The 13,392-nt window shown below is 47.3% G+C and carries 20 protein-coding genes; 11 read left to right on the forward strand and 9 right to left on the reverse strand.

Annotation, left to right across the window (positions count from 1 at the left end; genetic code table 11):
* The first annotated feature begins 78 nt into the window (after nt 1–78).
* On the forward strand, nt 79–252 hold the full coding sequence (locus F8H35_RS06545; protein ID WP_472572740.1) for a hypothetical protein: 174 nt from the start codon (nt 79–81) through the stop codon (nt 250–252).
* Here F8H35_RS06545 and gatA read toward each other — a convergent pair.
* From gatA to F8H35_RS06560, 3 genes are read right to left on the reverse strand one after another with little or no spacing between them, the layout of a single operon-like run.
* The gene (gene gatA / locus F8H35_RS06550; protein ID WP_472572741.1) at nt 249–1,712 is read right to left on the reverse strand and encodes an Asp-tRNA(Asn)/Glu-tRNA(Gln) amidotransferase subunit GatA; all 1,464 of its coding nucleotides are present in this window, start codon (nt 1,710–1,712) and stop codon (nt 249–251) included. The two genes, F8H35_RS06545 and gatA, sit on opposite strands and share 4 nt — an antisense overlap.
* Before the next feature lie 9 nt (nt 1,713–1,721).
* A complete protein-coding gene (gatC, locus tag F8H35_RS06555; RefSeq protein ID WP_472572742.1) occupies nt 1,722–2,012 on the reverse strand; it encodes an Asp-tRNA(Asn)/Glu-tRNA(Gln) amidotransferase subunit GatC in 291 nt (96 codons plus the stop codon).
* Nucleotides 2,009–2,332 (reverse strand): cyclic-phosphate processing receiver domain-containing protein, encoded by a 324-nt coding sequence (locus F8H35_RS06560; protein ID WP_472572743.1) that lies wholly within the window; start codon nt 2,330–2,332, stop codon nt 2,009–2,011. The genes gatC and F8H35_RS06560 overlap by 4 nt, the downstream gene beginning before the upstream one ends.
* 20 nt (nt 2,333–2,352) lie before the next feature.
* Here F8H35_RS06560 and F8H35_RS06565 point away from each other — a divergent pair, with 20 nt between their 5' ends.
* Genes F8H35_RS06565 through F8H35_RS06585 form a run of 5 tightly spaced genes read left to right on the forward strand, consistent with a single transcriptional unit; the run spans nt 2,353 to nt 4,661 of the window.
* Nucleotides 2,353–2,559, forward strand: coding sequence for a ubiquitin family protein (locus tag F8H35_RS06565; protein WP_472572744.1), 207 nt, complete (start codon nt 2,353–2,355; stop codon nt 2,557–2,559).
* 2 nt (nt 2,560–2,561) lie between these two features.
* The gene (ruvX, locus tag F8H35_RS06570) at nt 2,562–3,110 is read left to right on the forward strand and encodes a Holliday junction resolvase RuvX (RefSeq protein WP_472572745.1); all 549 of its coding nucleotides are present in this window, start codon (nt 2,562–2,564) and stop codon (nt 3,108–3,110) included.
* The gene (rimM, locus tag F8H35_RS06575) at nt 3,107–3,679 is read left to right on the forward strand and encodes a ribosome maturation factor RimM (RefSeq protein WP_472572746.1); all 573 of its coding nucleotides are present in this window, start codon (nt 3,107–3,109) and stop codon (nt 3,677–3,679) included. Before ruvX ends, rimM begins: the two co-directional genes overlap by 4 nt.
* Entirely contained in the window at nt 3,680–4,435 is a 756-nt protein-coding gene (gene trmD / locus F8H35_RS06580) for a tRNA (guanosine(37)-N1)-methyltransferase TrmD (RefSeq protein WP_472572747.1), read from the forward strand.
* Nucleotides 4,425–4,661 (forward strand): hypothetical protein, encoded by a 237-nt coding sequence (locus tag F8H35_RS06585; protein WP_472572748.1) that lies wholly within the window; start codon nt 4,425–4,427, stop codon nt 4,659–4,661. The genes trmD and F8H35_RS06585 overlap by 11 nt, the downstream gene beginning before the upstream one ends.
* Nucleotides 4,662–4,698: 37 nt before the next feature.
* Here F8H35_RS06585 and F8H35_RS06590 read toward each other — a convergent pair whose 3' ends face one another.
* From F8H35_RS06590 to F8H35_RS06605, 4 genes are read right to left on the reverse strand one after another with little or no spacing between them, the layout of a single operon-like run.
* Entirely contained in the window at nt 4,699–4,863 is a 165-nt protein-coding gene (locus F8H35_RS06590; RefSeq protein ID WP_472572749.1) for a bacterioferritin-associated ferredoxin, read from the reverse strand.
* A 54-nt stretch (nt 4,864–4,917) separates the two neighbouring features.
* A complete protein-coding gene (locus tag F8H35_RS06595) occupies nt 4,918–5,112 on the reverse strand; it encodes an FmdB family zinc ribbon protein (protein ID WP_472572750.1) in 195 nt (64 codons plus the stop codon).
* Nucleotides 5,113–5,159: 47 nt separating this feature from the next.
* On the reverse strand, nt 5,160–5,474 hold the full coding sequence (locus F8H35_RS06600; protein ID WP_472572751.1) for a HigA family addiction module antitoxin: 315 nt from the start codon (nt 5,472–5,474) through the stop codon (nt 5,160–5,162).
* Nucleotides 5,475–5,491: 17 nt separating this feature from the next.
* Entirely contained in the window at nt 5,492–5,776 is a 285-nt protein-coding gene (locus F8H35_RS06605) for a type II toxin-antitoxin system RelE/ParE family toxin (protein ID WP_472572752.1), read from the reverse strand.
* Nucleotides 5,777–5,857: 81 nt separating this feature from the next.
* Between F8H35_RS06605 and F8H35_RS06610 the strand changes: the two genes are divergently transcribed.
* The 5 genes from F8H35_RS06610 (at nt 5,858) to F8H35_RS06630 (ending at nt 10,006) form a co-directional block, all read left to right on the forward strand.
* Nucleotides 5,858–6,007, forward strand: coding sequence for a hypothetical protein (locus tag F8H35_RS06610; RefSeq protein ID WP_472572753.1), 150 nt, complete (start codon nt 5,858–5,860; stop codon nt 6,005–6,007).
* On the forward strand, nt 5,961–7,037 hold the full coding sequence (gene pheA, locus F8H35_RS06615) for a prephenate dehydratase (RefSeq protein ID WP_472572754.1): 1,077 nt from the start codon (nt 5,961–5,963) through the stop codon (nt 7,035–7,037). The genes F8H35_RS06610 and pheA overlap by 47 nt, the downstream gene beginning before the upstream one ends.
* 3 nt (nt 7,038–7,040) lie before the next feature.
* Nucleotides 7,041–7,625 carry an imidazoleglycerol-phosphate dehydratase HisB gene (hisB, locus tag F8H35_RS06620; protein WP_472572755.1) on the forward strand — a complete coding sequence of 195 codons (585 nt, stop codon included), beginning with the start codon at nt 7,041–7,043 and terminating at the stop codon, nt 7,623–7,625.
* A 63-nt stretch (nt 7,626–7,688) separates the two neighbouring features.
* The gene (locus F8H35_RS06625) at nt 7,689–9,479 is read left to right on the forward strand and encodes a thiamine pyrophosphate-dependent enzyme (RefSeq protein WP_472572756.1); all 1,791 of its coding nucleotides are present in this window, start codon (nt 7,689–7,691) and stop codon (nt 9,477–9,479) included.
* Nucleotides 9,476–10,006 (forward strand): 2-oxoacid:acceptor oxidoreductase family protein, encoded by a 531-nt coding sequence (locus tag F8H35_RS06630; protein WP_472572757.1) that lies wholly within the window; start codon nt 9,476–9,478, stop codon nt 10,004–10,006. The genes F8H35_RS06625 and F8H35_RS06630 overlap by 4 nt, the downstream gene beginning before the upstream one ends.
* Here the strand turns inward: F8H35_RS06630 and F8H35_RS06635 are convergent.
* Together F8H35_RS06635 and katG are read right to left on the reverse strand one after the other, a co-directional pair.
* Complete coding sequence (locus F8H35_RS06635; RefSeq protein WP_472572758.1) at nt 9,991–11,211, reverse strand: Nramp family divalent metal transporter; 1,221 nt, start codon at nt 11,209–11,211, stop codon at nt 9,991–9,993. The genes F8H35_RS06630 and F8H35_RS06635 overlap by 16 nt on opposite strands.
* Before the next feature lie 15 nt (nt 11,212–11,226).
* Nucleotides 11,227–13,347, reverse strand: a complete 2,121-nt coding sequence (katG, locus tag F8H35_RS06640) for a catalase/peroxidase HPI (protein ID WP_472572759.1) — start codon at nt 13,345–13,347, stop codon at nt 11,227–11,229.
* Nucleotides 13,348–13,392: the final 45 nt, after the last annotated feature.

Below are 13,392 nucleotides of genomic sequence, written 5' to 3' on the forward strand. Positions count from 1 at the left end.
TGTTTTTCTATTTTTAATTGCTTTTTTTCCTCTACTCTCTTATGAAGAGAGGTTCTCTCTACTGGTTTTAGTGATTTAATGGGTTTATGTGATGAACTTGATTCAAAAGAGATGTTTATAGTTGAGGTTTCCTTGGGTTTTGAGAGGTTGAAGTGGATGAAAAAACCAAAAACGGCTCCGTTTACTAAAAGTGAGATTAAAAGGGAAATAAAGAAAATGCTCCGGGAGTTCATAGTAAAGGCCGGAGCTTAGAGCTCCGGCACAGTATTGAGTTTCAGCTCTTTTTCAACAAAGTCTGCAACTTTCAGGATTGTCTCCTCATCAAAGGCTCTTCCAATAAACTGAACGCCAACGGGAAGGCCTTTGCTGTCAAAGCCGCAAGGGACAGAGATTCCCGGAAGACCTGCAAGGTTAACGGCAATTGTGAAGATGTCTGAGAGATACATCTTTATCGGGTCGTCTGTCTTCTCTCCAATCTTAAAGGCCGTTTCAGGTGTAACGGGAGTGATGAGGAAGTCAACTTTCTCAAAGGCGTTCTGGAATCCTTGATAGATAAGAGTCCTGACTTTCTGGGCTTTCAGGTAGTAGGCGTCGTAGTAGCCGGCGCTTAACGTGTAGGTTCCAATCATGATACGCCTTTTAACCTCGTCTCCAAAGCCCTCAGCCCTTGTTTTGCAGTACATGTCAATCAGGTCTCTATAGTTTTCAGCCCTGTAGGTGTAGCGGACTCCGTCGTAACGGCCAAGGTTTGATGAGGCCTCTGCTGGAGCTATGATGTAGTAGGTCTCAACGGCGTATTTCGTGTTTGGAAGTGAAACCTCCTCAACGGAGACGCCGTTTTTCTCAAGGAGCTCCGCAACCTTTAAAACGTTTTCCTTAACTTCCGGGTCAACTCCCTCAACGAAATACTCCTTTGGAAGGCCGGCCTTTAACCCTTTAACCTCTCCGTTGAGAGCTTCTAAGAAGTTCGGAACCGGAATCTTTGCGCTGGTTGCGTCTTTTGAGTCCTGGCCTGAGATAACATTTAAAAGGTAGGCAGCATCTTCTACAGTTTTCGTTATGGGGCCAATCTGGTCTAAAGAGGAGGCAAAGGCCGTTAAGCCGTACCTTGAGACTCTGCCGTATGTAGGTTTAAGCCCAACAACACCGCAGAACGCCGCAGGCTGGCGGATTGAACCGCCGGTATCTGAGCCTAAAGATGCAAGGGCTGAACGGGCAGAAACAGCTGCTGCCGAACCTCCAGAGGAGCCTCCGGGAACCCTCTCTAAGTCCCACGGGTTCTTGGTTGGGCCGAAGTAGGAAGTTTCCGTTGATGAGCCCATTGCGAACTCGTCTAAGTTGTTCTTCCCGACAAAGATGGCTCCTTTCTCCCTGAGCCTCTTTATAACTGTTGCGTCGTAGGGGGAGACAAAGTTTTCAAGGATTTTAGATGCACAGGTCATCCTTACATTTTCAACGTTTATGTTGTCCTTAATTGAGAGAGGGATTCCAAAGAGCTCCGGAATTTCATCCTCAGAGAGTTTTGTGAGCTCCTCATCTGCAATCTTTGCCTTTCTCCTTGCCTTTTCATCCGTAACCGTTATGTAGGCGTTGAGCTTACTTTCAGTCTCCTCTATCCTCTTTAAAACGGCCTCTACAAGTTCAGAGGGTTTCAGCTCTTTTCTCTTTATGAGGGTGTGGAGCTCCCTCAAGCTCTTATTAACCAGTTCCATCTCCTCCTCCTACTTCTTAACCACTTTTGGAACGATGAAGAACTCTCCGTCGGTTTCAGGGGCGTTCATAAAGGTCTTCTCCCTGGGAAGGCTGAGCCCGGGGATGTCTTCCCTCAAAACGTTCTCAGGTGGAACAACGGAGAACTTGGGATCAATTCCCTCAGTATCAAGCTCGTTTAACTTCTCAACGAAGTTCAGAATTTCTGAGAGCTGCTCTCTGAACTTCTCAATCTCCTCTTCTCGGAGCTCTATCCTTGCAAGCTTTGCTATGTGGAGAACTTCCTCTCTGCTCAGCTTCATCTCTTACTCCTCAAATAGGCTTTTATTCCTCTTCCAATCTCCTCAATGAGCCGCTTCATGTAGGGGTCTGACGAGTGGGAAACTATTTTAACATCAGGGTTGAGCTCTACCTCTCCTGTAAAAACGGCCTCTTCCAACCACTTTATAAAGTCTATCCCGTTTCCACCAAAGGGAGCAAACTCCTCCATGTAGTTGTCAAGGTCTAAAACCTCTATCTCTTTCCCGTGCTTTCTAACAAGATCTTTCAGGTCGTTAACGGTTCTTACAACGATATAATCTTCAGACGGCGGATCTCTCCAGTCGTCAAGGTAGACTTTCAAAACGGCCTCCGGAGGAAACTTTGGGAAAAATTGTAGTCCTTATTGACGGGAAGGAAAGGGAAGTTGAGTTTAAAGGGAAAAGAATCAGAGTAGATAGACTCTTGGAGTCTATGGGGATATTTCCCGAAACGGCCGTTGTTGTGAAAGAGGGGGAACTCCTCTGCGACGATGAGCTCCTTGAAGACGGAGAAAAGGTTAAAGTTGTCGTTGCAACCTCTAAGGGGTAAAGATGGAACAGAGTATTTCAAAACTTGCAGGAGTTTTCCACAAATACGCCATAAAGGACAAACCTTACAGTGAAATATCAAAACTTGAAGAAAAGGCGATAGAGGAAGGCCTGACGGAAAGAGAGAGGAAATTCATGAGAAGGGTAATGGCTTTAGATGTTGGATTTAAGAGGATTGGAGTTGCCCTCTCAGACCCTTTAAGGCTCACGGCCTCTCCATACAGAGTAATTGAGAGGAAAAGCAACAGGGAGACCTTTGGAGAGCTCCTCTCAATAATCAGGGAGAAATCTGTTTCAGACGTAGTTGTCGGCATTCCAGTAAACAGTGAAGGGAAAAGGACAAAGATTGGAGAAAAGATAGAGAAGTTTGCAGAGAAGTTTAAGAAGTTCCTTGAAGATGAAGGGGTAGAAGTTAAATTTCACTTTGTAGATGAGTCCTACTCAACCCTTGAGGCTAAGGAGCTCATTAGGTCTTTAGGGAAAGAAAGAGAAATCGTAGATGACGTTGCAGCTGCCCTGATTTTGAAAGAGTGGCTTGAGAGGGAGAGATGAGGAAGAAAAGGAGCGTTAAGGAGATTCTGGAAAGGAGAAAGAGGAGAGCCTTTGACCACAGCAACGAGGTTTTAATAGGAAAAGTTGTTGGAGTTCACGGAATAAAGGGAGAGGTGAAGGTAAAGTCTGAATCGGACATCTTTGAGAGGCAGATTGAGGCGACGCCTGAAATCTCCCTCTACAGGGGAACAAAACACGAAAGGCTTGAGATTGAAGATATCAGACCCTACAAAGACATATACCTTATAAAGTTCAAGGGAATTGAGGACAGGAGCTCCGCCGAAGAGCGGATGGGCGGGGAAATCTACATAAAGAAAGAGGAGCAGGTTCCCTTAGAGGAGGGGGAGTTCTACTACCACCAGCTCATCGGACTTAAAGTTCTTGACGAGAGCGGAAGGGAGGTTGGAACCGTAAAGTCTATCTTTGAACAGCCTGCGAGCCACATTTTAGAAGTTAAAACTCCCAAAGGGAAAACAATCCTCATTCCTTTTATTGACCAGTTTGTAAAGGAAGTTGACCTTAAAGAAGGTAAGATAGTCGTCTCCCTCATTGAGGGGATGGAGGAGTAATTGAGGATAGACGTTCTCACCGTTCTTCCCGGCCTCTTTGAATGTTTCTTAAGGGAAGGAATAATCGGAAAGGCCGTTTCTTCGGGGAAGGTAGAGGTAAACGTTGTTAACATAAGGGACTTTGCTACAGATAAGCACAGGGTTGTTGACGACGTCCCTTACGGCGGCGGGCCGGGAATGGTTCTAAAGCCAGAACCAATTTTTAGAGCTTACGACCACCTAACATCAGAAGGGGAGAAGCCCTTTGTAATTCTGACAGAGCCCTGGGGTGAGCGGTTTAATCAGGAGATGGCTGTGGAGCTCTCTAAGAAAAACCGCCTTATGATAATCTGCGGCCGATATGAAGGAGTTGACGAGAGGGTAAAGGCACTAGTTGACAGGGAGGTCTCTATAGGAGATTACGTTCTTACTGGAGGGGAGCTCCCTGCAATGGTCATAATGGATGCAGTGATAAGGCTCATTCCAGGAGTCCTTGGGAACGAGGAGAGTTTGCGGGTAGACTCATTTATGGACAGGGGGCTTCTTGGCTACCCAAACTACACAAGGCCTGCAGAGTTCAGAGGGATGAAAGTTCCTGAAGTCCTACTCTCTGGCCACCATAAGAGGATAGAGCTCTGGAGGAAGGAACAGAGCCTAAGGAAAACGTTAGAGAGAAAACCGGAGCTCCTTGAGAAACTTAAAAGAGAAGGGAAACTAACAGAAGAGGAACTTGAAATCCTTGAGAGAATAGAGAAGGAGAGAAAAGGTGAGAGTTGAAATCTACGACAAGGGAAACAACCTGATTGCAGGGTGGGAAGTTGATGAGGAAAGCTGTGAAAAGTTCAGCCAGCTTGACAACAACACCCTCCTGTTTGAAATAGCAACAGGGATAGCCGTTGCCCTAAAAGAAGAAACGGGGGTTGAGCTGACCCCCAACATGGTTATAAACGAAATTGGAAAGGTTGTTGTCTGCGGAAGGGAGATTAACCTTTTGTCTCCTTAATTACCTGCTCCAGAGCACGCTGGAGGTCTCCCAAACATCACCTCTTCTCAGGGTGGTAGATCTCACACTTACAGGTTCCCTCTTTTTTTGCCTTTAAAATGGAGCTCAGAATTGTTGAGCGGCCATGTTTTAAGAAGTCTTCTTTAATATCCTGATAGGTATGGTTGAAGCAGTAGCAGATTTTGTCTTCCGGCTTGAACAAGGTCTGCCTCCTTAAGTTTTGTGAATTGGCGGGAAACTCCCGCCGTTAGATACCTCAGCCAAAGGCCGTGCAGGAACCACCTGAAGAACCTGACGAGTCGCTTCCACCGATTGCACAGGCTGAAATCTTCTTAACAACCTTATCGCTTCCACACTTAGGACACTTTACCTGATTTACCTGAGAGGCAGATATGACAAACTTCTCAAACTCCTCTCCACACTCAGAGCACTTAAACTCGTAGATGGGCATTACAACCTCCCTGAAGGATTTTGCAGGGTTCTAATATAAGAACACTCCTACGGTTTGAGGGAGCTCTCTCCCTTTCTCAGCTTCCTGTAGGCACGCCAGAGGTCGTAATCCCTCTGAAGGTTCAGCCAGAACTGGGGAGTTGTTCCAAAGAACTCAGAGAGCTTTATAGCCATTTCAGGAGATATGCCTCTCTTACAGTTAACTATGTCGTGGACTGTTCTGAAGTTGACTCCCAATCTCCTTGCAAGCTCAGACTGGGTAAGGTTCATCGGTTTTAAAAACTCCTCAAGAAGTATCTCCCCCGGATGGACGGGAGGAACTTCCCTTTCAAACAGAGGAACGTAAGGATAAGTCTTAGCCATAATACTCTCCTAAACGGTTAGCCGTGGTAGTCTTCCACTTTTACTTCAAAGGCATCGCCATCTTCAAACTTAAAGGTAATCCTCCACTGGTCGTTAATCCTTATGCTGTAGTAACCTGCCCTGTCTCCTTTAAGGGGCTCAAGACGGTTTCCCGGAGGAACCTTTAAGTCGCTTAAGGACTCAGCTTTATCAACCATTTCAAGTTTCCTGAGAGCTCTCCTCCAGATATCCGGCGGTAGTTTCCTGCACCGGCCTGTTTTAAAAAGCTCTCTGGTCTCTCTATCTCCAAAGGAGCGTATCAAAATTGGCCACCTGTTATGAATTTATGCATCATAACAGCAGAAAGAGGCTGTAAAGTATAATTTGAAAATTCAGGAGTTGTTATGGCCGTTTACGTTTTGATTCTTTTAGCCGTTTCAGTCTACATTCTAATCAGAATCTTAAAGAGAAACGAGTGCGAAGACTCGTGCACGTTAGAGGTTGGAAATGAAGAGCCTTTCGGAACTGAGAGAGGAGATAGACAGGATAGATAGGGAACTCCTCACACTTTTAAACCGCCGGGCGAAATTGGCCCAGAAAGTTGGGGAGATAAAGAGGAAGAAGGGGCTTCCCTTTTACGTTCCCGGAAGGGAAGCAAAGATCCTTGCAAAACTTGAGGAGCTCAACCAGGGACCGCTTCCTCCTGAGAGTATAAGGGCAATTTTCAGGGAGATAATTTCAGCATGCAGAGCTTTAGAAGAACCCACAAAAGTAGCTTTCCTTGGGCCGCAGGCAACCTTTACACACTTGGCCGCACTTAAACACTTTGGAACCTCATCGGATTTAAGGGCTAAAGACTCAATAGACGAGGTCTTTGACGAAGTTGAGAAGGGGCGGGTTGACTACGGAGTCGTCCCGATAGAGAACTCAATTGAGGGAATCGTCAACTACACGATAGACATGTTCTTAGACACAGACCTTAAAATCAGCGGGGAGGTCTTCGTTCCCGTTAACCTACACCTTATGAGCAAAGAAGGGGAGCTCTCTGCTATTAAAAAGGTCTACTCCCACAGGCATGCAATAGCCCAGGCAAGGAAGTGGCTCTCGGAGAACCTGCCAAACGTTGAGGTAGAGGAGGTTTCAAGCACTGCAAAAGCTGCAGAGATAGCAAGCAGGGAGCTGGGAGCCGCCGCAATTGCAAGCGAGGCTGCCGCACTCCTCTACGACCTGAACATACTTGCGAAGAACATTCAGGAGCTCTCCAAAAATTTCACCCGTTTCCTGATAATCGGAAAATCGGACTCAGAGTTCCCATCTGGAAGGGACAAGACATCAATCATGTTCAGCACACGGCACGAGGCGGGAGCTCTCTTTAAAGCCCTCCAACCTTTTGCAGTTTACGACGTGAACCTCTCTAAAATAGAATCCCGCCCAACGAAGAAAAAGCCCTGGGAATACGTCTTTTTCGTTGATATTGAAGGACATAGGAAGGAAGAGCGGGTTGCAAAAGCCCTATCGGAACTTGAGAAGGGCTGCAGCTTCTTCAAAATCTTAGGTTCCTACCCGGCTGGGTTTAAGGAGTGAGTTATGAGAGAGGCAGAGGTAAGCAGGGAAACTAAGGAAACAAACGTTTACATCAGCCTGAACCTTGACGGAACAGGCTCTTACTCAGTTAAAACAGACATCCCATTTCTCTCCCACATGTTGGAGCTCTTTTCAAAACACTCATTCATAGACCTGAAAGTTGTTGCAACGGGAGACACCGAAGTTGACCACCACCACCTGATTGAGGACGTAGGAATCGTTTTAGGAGAGGCAATAAGGAGAGCTCTAAGGGATAAGAAAGGAATAAACCGATACGGCTTCTTTACTCTACCGATGGACGAGACACTTATCTCTGCCGCCATAGACCTCTCCGATAGGCCTTACTTTGTCTATAACGGTTTTCCGGAATTTACGAGCTTAATGGGAATTGAGTTTGACCTCTTCAGGGAGTTCTGGAAGTCCTTTGCAAACTCCTTAAGGTGCAACCTCCACATAAACTGTCACTACGGTAAGAACCTCCACCACATGGCAGAGGGAACGTTTAAGTGCGTTGCCAGAGCCCTCAGAATGGCGGTAGAAGTTGACCCGAGGGTAAAGGGAGTTCCGTCAACCAAGGGGGAGCTCTAACGTTTACACCGTTTTAAGATTCATCATATAAAATCTTCTTAATTTCCACCTCTGGAGATAGAAATGAAGAGGACACTCCTTGGAAATGAAGCGATAGCCTGGGGGCTTTTATACGCCGGCGTTGATATGATGGCAGCATACCCGGGAACTCCCAGCTCCGAGATACTTGAGACCTATCAAAAAATCGTTAAGGAGAAAAACCTGCCGGCGTACGCGGAGTGGTCAACAAACGAGAAGGTTGCCTTTGAAACGGCCTACGCAGGGGCAATTACCGGAAAGAGAACCGCCTGCGCAATGAAGATGGTTGGCCTTAACGTGGCCTCAGACGCCATGATGAGCGCTGCATACATAGGGAACAAAGGGGGATTCCTGATAATCTCTGCAGACGACCCGGGCTTTTACAGCTCACAGACGGAGCAGGACTCCCGCTATTTTGCAAAGTTTGCACGGATTCCTGCCTTAGATCCGTCCGACCCGAAAGACGCATTCAGGCTTGCCGTTTTAGGAGTAAACATCTCTGAGAAGTTTGAGATTCCCGTTCTGTTAAGACCTGTTTTAAGAGTCTGCCACGGGAGGCAGATAGTTGACATACCTGTGTTTGAGTTTAAGGGAAGGAAAGGGAGTTTTGAGAGGAACATTGAGAGGTGGGCTGCAGTTCCCAGGAATCCGAGGCTGAAGCAGGGATACGAGCTCTTAGAAAAACTTGAGAGAATTGCACAGTTCAACTGGGATGAGTTCTTAAAAGAGCAGTTTGAGAGCTTGGAAGGTGGGGAACTCCTCCTCATCACCTCAGGAACCCTCTACGGCTACGCACAGGAAGTTCTGGAAGATACAGGACTGAAGGCAGACGTTGTTAAGGTTGACATGCCAACTCCACTGCCAGCGGAAAAGATGGTTCCACACCTCAGGAAATACAGAACCGTTTTAGTCCTTGAGGAGACCTACCCGCTGATTGAGGAGCAGATAAGACACGCCGGAAACGTCAGAGGAAAGCTAACGGGAGACGTTTACAGAATAGACGAGGCTACCCACTCAAGGGTTGCAGAGGCACTAAAGAAGGTGGGAGCTCTCAAGGAGAACATATACGTTGGAAAGAGCTACGAGGGAGAAGTTCCTCCGAGGGTTCCAGCCCTCTGTCCGGGATGTCCTCACAGAACGGTTTTCTACGGAATAAAAAGGGTTTTCAAGAACAGGGCAATTTATCCGTCAGATATCGGCTGTTACACTTTAGGACTTAACCAGAAGGCCGTTGATACAGTCCTATGTATGGGAGCGTCTGCAGGTCTCTCCTGCGGTTTCTCAAAAGCAGATACGGAAAAGCCGATAGTTGCAACGATTGGAGACTCAACCTTCCTCCATGCAGGAATTCCTCCTCTCATAGATGCAGTGGCAAACAGACACAAGTTCATCTTGGTAATAATGGACAACAGCACAGTTGCTATGACAGGACTCCAGCCAACCCCTGAAAGGATTGGAAATGTTAGCATTCCAAAAATAGTTGAAGGGTGCGGAGTTAAACCGTTAATCCTTAACTACGACGGGACAATTAAGACAACCGTTGAGTTCTTTAAAAAAGTAAAGGAGACCTACGAGAGGGCAAACGGTCCCGTTGTTGCAGTAGTCAACGAGTTCTGCACATTTGACAAAGAAAAGGCAGAACTTCCCGGGAAGTTTGCAAAGGTTGATCAGGAGAAGTGCACAGGCTGCGGCCACTGTATAAACGACTTCGGCTGCCCCGCCTTTGAGTGGAACGATGAAGGAAAAGTTGAGGTAAACCCATACTTCTGCGTTGGCTGCGGCGTCTGTTTAGAAGACCTGTGCCCATTTGACGCCTTTGTGGAGGATAAGAGATGAGATACCAGATAGTCCTTACGGGAGTCGGCGGTCAGGGAACGATATTCCTGGTAAAGGTTTTATCCCGGTGTGCAATGAACAGAGGAGTTGACTTTATAGGAACAGAAACCCACGGAATGGCGCAGAAAGGGGGAACTGTTATCTCCTACATAAAGATTGGAAACTTCAAGGCTCCCCTTGTTGGAGAAGGTCAGGCTGACCTCTTGTTAGGCCTCTACCCAACAGAAACTTTAAGGTTCCTCTACTACCTGAAACCGAACGGCTACGTTGTTACGAATATTGAAGGGGATTTCCCGGAGCTCCCCGGCTTTAACATTGTAAAAGCTCCAGCCTCTCAGTTAGCCGTTGATGGAAAGATAAACCCCAAATCCCTGAACGTCTTTATGTTAGGAGTTACTCTAAAAACCGTTCCAGACTTCCCGTTCACAAAAGAGGAAATAGAAAAAGCGATAACAGAAGTTAACCCGAGGTTTTCAGAGGCAAACATTAAAGCCCTTGAAAAGGGATACGACTACAGCAGTGAGTAGAAAAGGTAAACAGTTGAAATGAGAGAAATCAGAAACGTAAGGGCAAGGAGAATGTTTGTTCCCAGGCTGTTTCTGTAATCTCCAAGAATAGAGCTGTTCCCAAGAACAAAAAGAAGAGCACTGATAACTGGAAGGAGGACTCCGTCAAAGACCTGACTGTAGAAGAGGGCTTCAACAGCCGTAACGGGAGAGAGATCTATAAGGTCTCCAAGGAGCAGAGAGCCAAGAAAAACCAAGTAGAATCCCTTTGCGTCGCTTACTCTGTTCTCAAGCCCCTCTCTCCAGCCAAAGGTATCTGCAACGGCGTAGGCAGAGGAACCTGCAAGAACCGGAACTGCAAGAAGGCCAGAAACGATAACTCCAAGGCTGAAGAGCAGAAAGGCATACTCTCCTGCAACTGGCTTCAGTGCAAGGGCTGCGTCTCTTACTGTTTCAACTCTGTGACCGTAAAGGGTAAGGGCAGAAGAGACGATGATTGAGTAGGCTATAACGTTTGAGTAGACCATACCTAAAATGGTATCCAGCTCAACCTCCTTTGCCTGAACGACCGTTGCGTGCTCCTCTTTCTCCTCAGATGCCTGCCAGAAAACCATGTAGGGAGAGATAGTTGTCCCTAAAAGTCCTAAAGCTGAAAGGACAAATGCGAGATTGAAGTCAATTCTTGGAATTAGAGTGCTGTAGAGGAGCTCCCCCACAGAGGGCTTCAGGTAAACAGCAGAGACAACGTAAACAAATAGGAGAGATGAGAAACCGATTAAAACCCTCTTTATCACCCTGTAACTCTTAAAGAGAACCAAATAGGAGATAAGGGCAACAATTGGAACCAGAAAATAGGCCGAGTTAATTCCTGTAAGAACTTCAAGAATTGAGGCGATTGCATCTATATCGGCACCAATTGTTAGAAGATTTGCGATAAAGAGAAGTAAAACAATAAAGTAGGTAGCTTTCCTGGAGAAATGCTCGTTGAGAACTTCTGGAAGGCTCTTTCCGGTAACAGTTGCCACCTTTGCAGCAGTGTTCTGAACAGCAGCCATCATGGGTGTTGAGAGGAGAAGAAGCCAGAGCTGTGAAAAACCGGTTGTTGCCCCAACAACAGTATAGGTGAGAATACCGGCAGGGTCGTCTCCAGCCCCACCGGTAATTATTCCAGGTCCAAACTTCTTAAGGTTCTCCTTAAACGTTGAACGAGATTTGCCAACCTCCATAGAGAGAGTTTAAACCTACCTCCAGAAGAGGTCAAACCTGTCAAGGTTAACGACCTTACTCCAGGCTGAAATGAAGTCTCTGACGAACCTCTCTAAAGAACTCTCAAAGGCGTAGACCTCTGAAACCGCCCGGAGCTCCGTATCTGCAGCCAGTATCAGGTCAAACCTCGTAGCTCTCCACTTTGGCTCTCCGGTTCTCCTGTCAAAGCTGATAAAGTGGAGCTCCTCATCATCAACAGCCTTCCACTTAACTTCAGGGTCTAAGAGGTTTACGAAGTAGTCGTTTGTCAGTGAAAACTCCTTATCCGTAAGAACTCCTTCTCGGCTTTTTCCGTAGTTTCCACCCAGAACTCTAAGTCCTCCTGTCAGGACGACCATTTCCGGCGGAGTAAGAGTTAAGAGTTGTGCCTTATCTAAGAAAAGCTCCTCCGGGAGAAAGAGCTCAGTGTCCTGAGGCAGGTAGTTCCTGAAGCCGTCAACTTTTGGCTCAAGTTCTCTGTAGAACTCCACATCTATCTGCTCCTGCTCTGCGTCAACCCTTCCTGGGTAGAATGGAACTTCAACGTCAAACCCTGCGTTCTTTGCTGCAACTTCTACTGCAAGGTTTCCAGCAATGACCAGAAGGTCTGAAAGAGAAACTTTCCTTTCACTCTCTGAGTTAAACTCCTCCTTAACCTTCCTAAGGGTTTTGAGAACTCTCTCAACAGTTTTAGGTTCATTCACCTCCCAGCTTTTCATCGGCTCAAGGAAGATCTTTCCGCCGTTCACTCCGCCCCTCTTGTCTGAGTCCCTGTATGAAGAGGCTGCAGACCAGGCAACGTAGAGGTAGTCCCTCAGGGGAACGCCAGTTTCAAGGATTTTTTCTTTAAGAACTTTTACGTCATCGTCGTTTATTGGCTCACCCTCAGGCTCAGGGAGCGGATCCTGCCAGGGGAAGACCTCTTCGGGCTTTTCCTTCCAGATATACCTTGAAAGGGGCCCCAGATCTCTGTGTGTCAGTTTGAACCAGGCCCTTGCAAAAGCCTTCTCAAACTCCTCAGGGTTTTCAAGGAACCTGAGGGCAATCTCCCTGTAAACGGGATCAAACTTTAAGGCAAGGTCTGTTGTGAGCATCATCGGTTTATGTTTCTTATTTGGGTCAAAGGCGTCTGGAATTTCCGCAGGAGCTCCTTTTGCAACCCACTGGTAAAGTCCTGCAGGGCTCTTGGTCAGCTCGTAGTCGTAGGCAAAGAGGTTCCTTAAGAAGTCAAGGCTCCACTTTACAGGGGTTCTGGTCCAGGTGAGCTCAAAACCGCTGGTTATAGCATCGGGCCCCTTCCCCGTTCCGCAGTTATTCTTCCAGCCGAAACCCGCTTCCTCAACCGGGGCTTCGTCCGGCGGCTCTCCCAAACAGGAGATAGGGCCTGCACCATGGCACTTACCAAAGGAGTGGCCTCCGGCTATGAGGGCAACGGTTTCCTCGTCGTCCATCCCCATCAGCCTGAAAGACTCCCTTATCTCCTTTGCAGACTCTACCGGATCCGGGTTTCCCTTAGGCCCTTCAGGGTTAACGTAGATGAGCCCCATTGTTGAGGCTGCGGCGGGGAGCTCCTCAGGCTTCTCCTCCTTCAGCCTCTTCTCCTCCGCCATAACCTCAAGCTCTTTCTGGTAGTAGACGTCCTCCTCAAAGTAGAAGGTGTCAACCCTTCCGCCTGCAAAACCTAAAGTCTTAAAGCCCATGTCCTCAAGAGCAACGTTCCCTGCCAAAATAACAAGGTCTCCCCAGGAGATTTTCTCTCCAAACTTCCTCTTTACAGGCCAGAGAAGCCTTAGAGCTTTATCAAGGTTTGTGTTGTCGGGCCAGTCAAGGATGGGATAGAGCCTTATGAGGCCGCTGTTTGCTCCCCTTCTTCCGTCTTTAACCCTGTAGGTTCCTGCGCTGTGCCAGGCAAGGCGAACGAAGAGAGGTCCGTAGTGGCCAAAGTCTGCAGGCCACCAATCTTTTGAGTCCCTGAGGACTTTTCTTATCTCCTCTTTGACCTCGTTGATGTTGAGCTCCTCAAAGAGCTCTCTGTAGTTGACGTTCCTCAGCGGGTTTGACTTCTCGTTCCTCTGGTTGAGGAACCTGACAGGTAGCTTTTTCCTCTTTCTTCCCATGGTACCCTCCGGTGGCTGGTTTAACTCTAAATTAGTGCCACCGGA

Source organism: Thermovibrio sp. (assembly GCA_015488335.1).
In the GTDB taxonomy this organism is placed as follows: domain Bacteria; phylum Aquificota; class Aquificia; order Desulfurobacteriales; family Desulfurobacteriaceae; genus Balnearium.

Excerpts from the sequence above, each read along its gene's own strand:
- F8H35_RS06545 (WP_472572740.1), top strand. The coding sequence starts at position 79 with ATGGGTTTATGTGATGAACTTGATTCAAAAGAGATGTTTATAGTTGAG.
- gatA (WP_472572741.1), bottom strand. The coding sequence starts at position 1,712 with ATGGAACTGGTTAATAAGAGCTTGAGGGAGCTCCACACCCTCATAAAG.
- gatC (WP_472572742.1), bottom strand. The coding sequence starts at position 2,012 with ATGAAGCTGAGCAGAGAGGAAGTTCTCCACATAGCAAAGCTTGCAAGG.
- ruvX (WP_472572745.1), top strand. The coding sequence starts at position 2,562 with ATGGAACAGAGTATTTCAAAACTTGCAGGAGTTTTCCACAAATACGCC.
- rimM (WP_472572746.1), top strand. The coding sequence starts at position 3,107 with ATGAGGAAGAAAAGGAGCGTTAAGGAGATTCTGGAAAGGAGAAAGAGG.
- F8H35_RS06595 (WP_472572750.1), bottom strand. The coding sequence starts at position 5,112 with ATGCCCATCTACGAGTTTAAGTGCTCTGAGTGTGGAGAGGAGTTTGAG.
- F8H35_RS06600 (WP_472572751.1), bottom strand. The coding sequence starts at position 5,474 with ATGGCTAAGACTTATCCTTACGTTCCTCTGTTTGAAAGGGAAGTTCCT.
- F8H35_RS06610 (WP_472572753.1), top strand. The coding sequence starts at position 5,858 with ATGGCCGTTTACGTTTTGATTCTTTTAGCCGTTTCAGTCTACATTCTA.
- pheA (WP_472572754.1), top strand. The coding sequence starts at position 5,961 with ATGAAGAGCCTTTCGGAACTGAGAGAGGAGATAGACAGGATAGATAGG.
- hisB (WP_472572755.1), top strand. The coding sequence starts at position 7,041 with ATGAGAGAGGCAGAGGTAAGCAGGGAAACTAAGGAAACAAACGTTTAC.
- F8H35_RS06625 (WP_472572756.1), top strand. The coding sequence starts at position 7,689 with ATGAAGAGGACACTCCTTGGAAATGAAGCGATAGCCTGGGGGCTTTTA.
- F8H35_RS06630 (WP_472572757.1), top strand. The coding sequence starts at position 9,476 with ATGAGATACCAGATAGTCCTTACGGGAGTCGGCGGTCAGGGAACGATA.
- F8H35_RS06635 (WP_472572758.1), bottom strand. The coding sequence starts at position 11,211 with ATGGAGGTTGGCAAATCTCGTTCAACGTTTAAGGAGAACCTTAAGAAG.
- katG (WP_472572759.1), bottom strand. The coding sequence starts at position 13,347 with ATGGGAAGAAAGAGGAAAAAGCTACCTGTCAGGTTCCTCAACCAGAGG.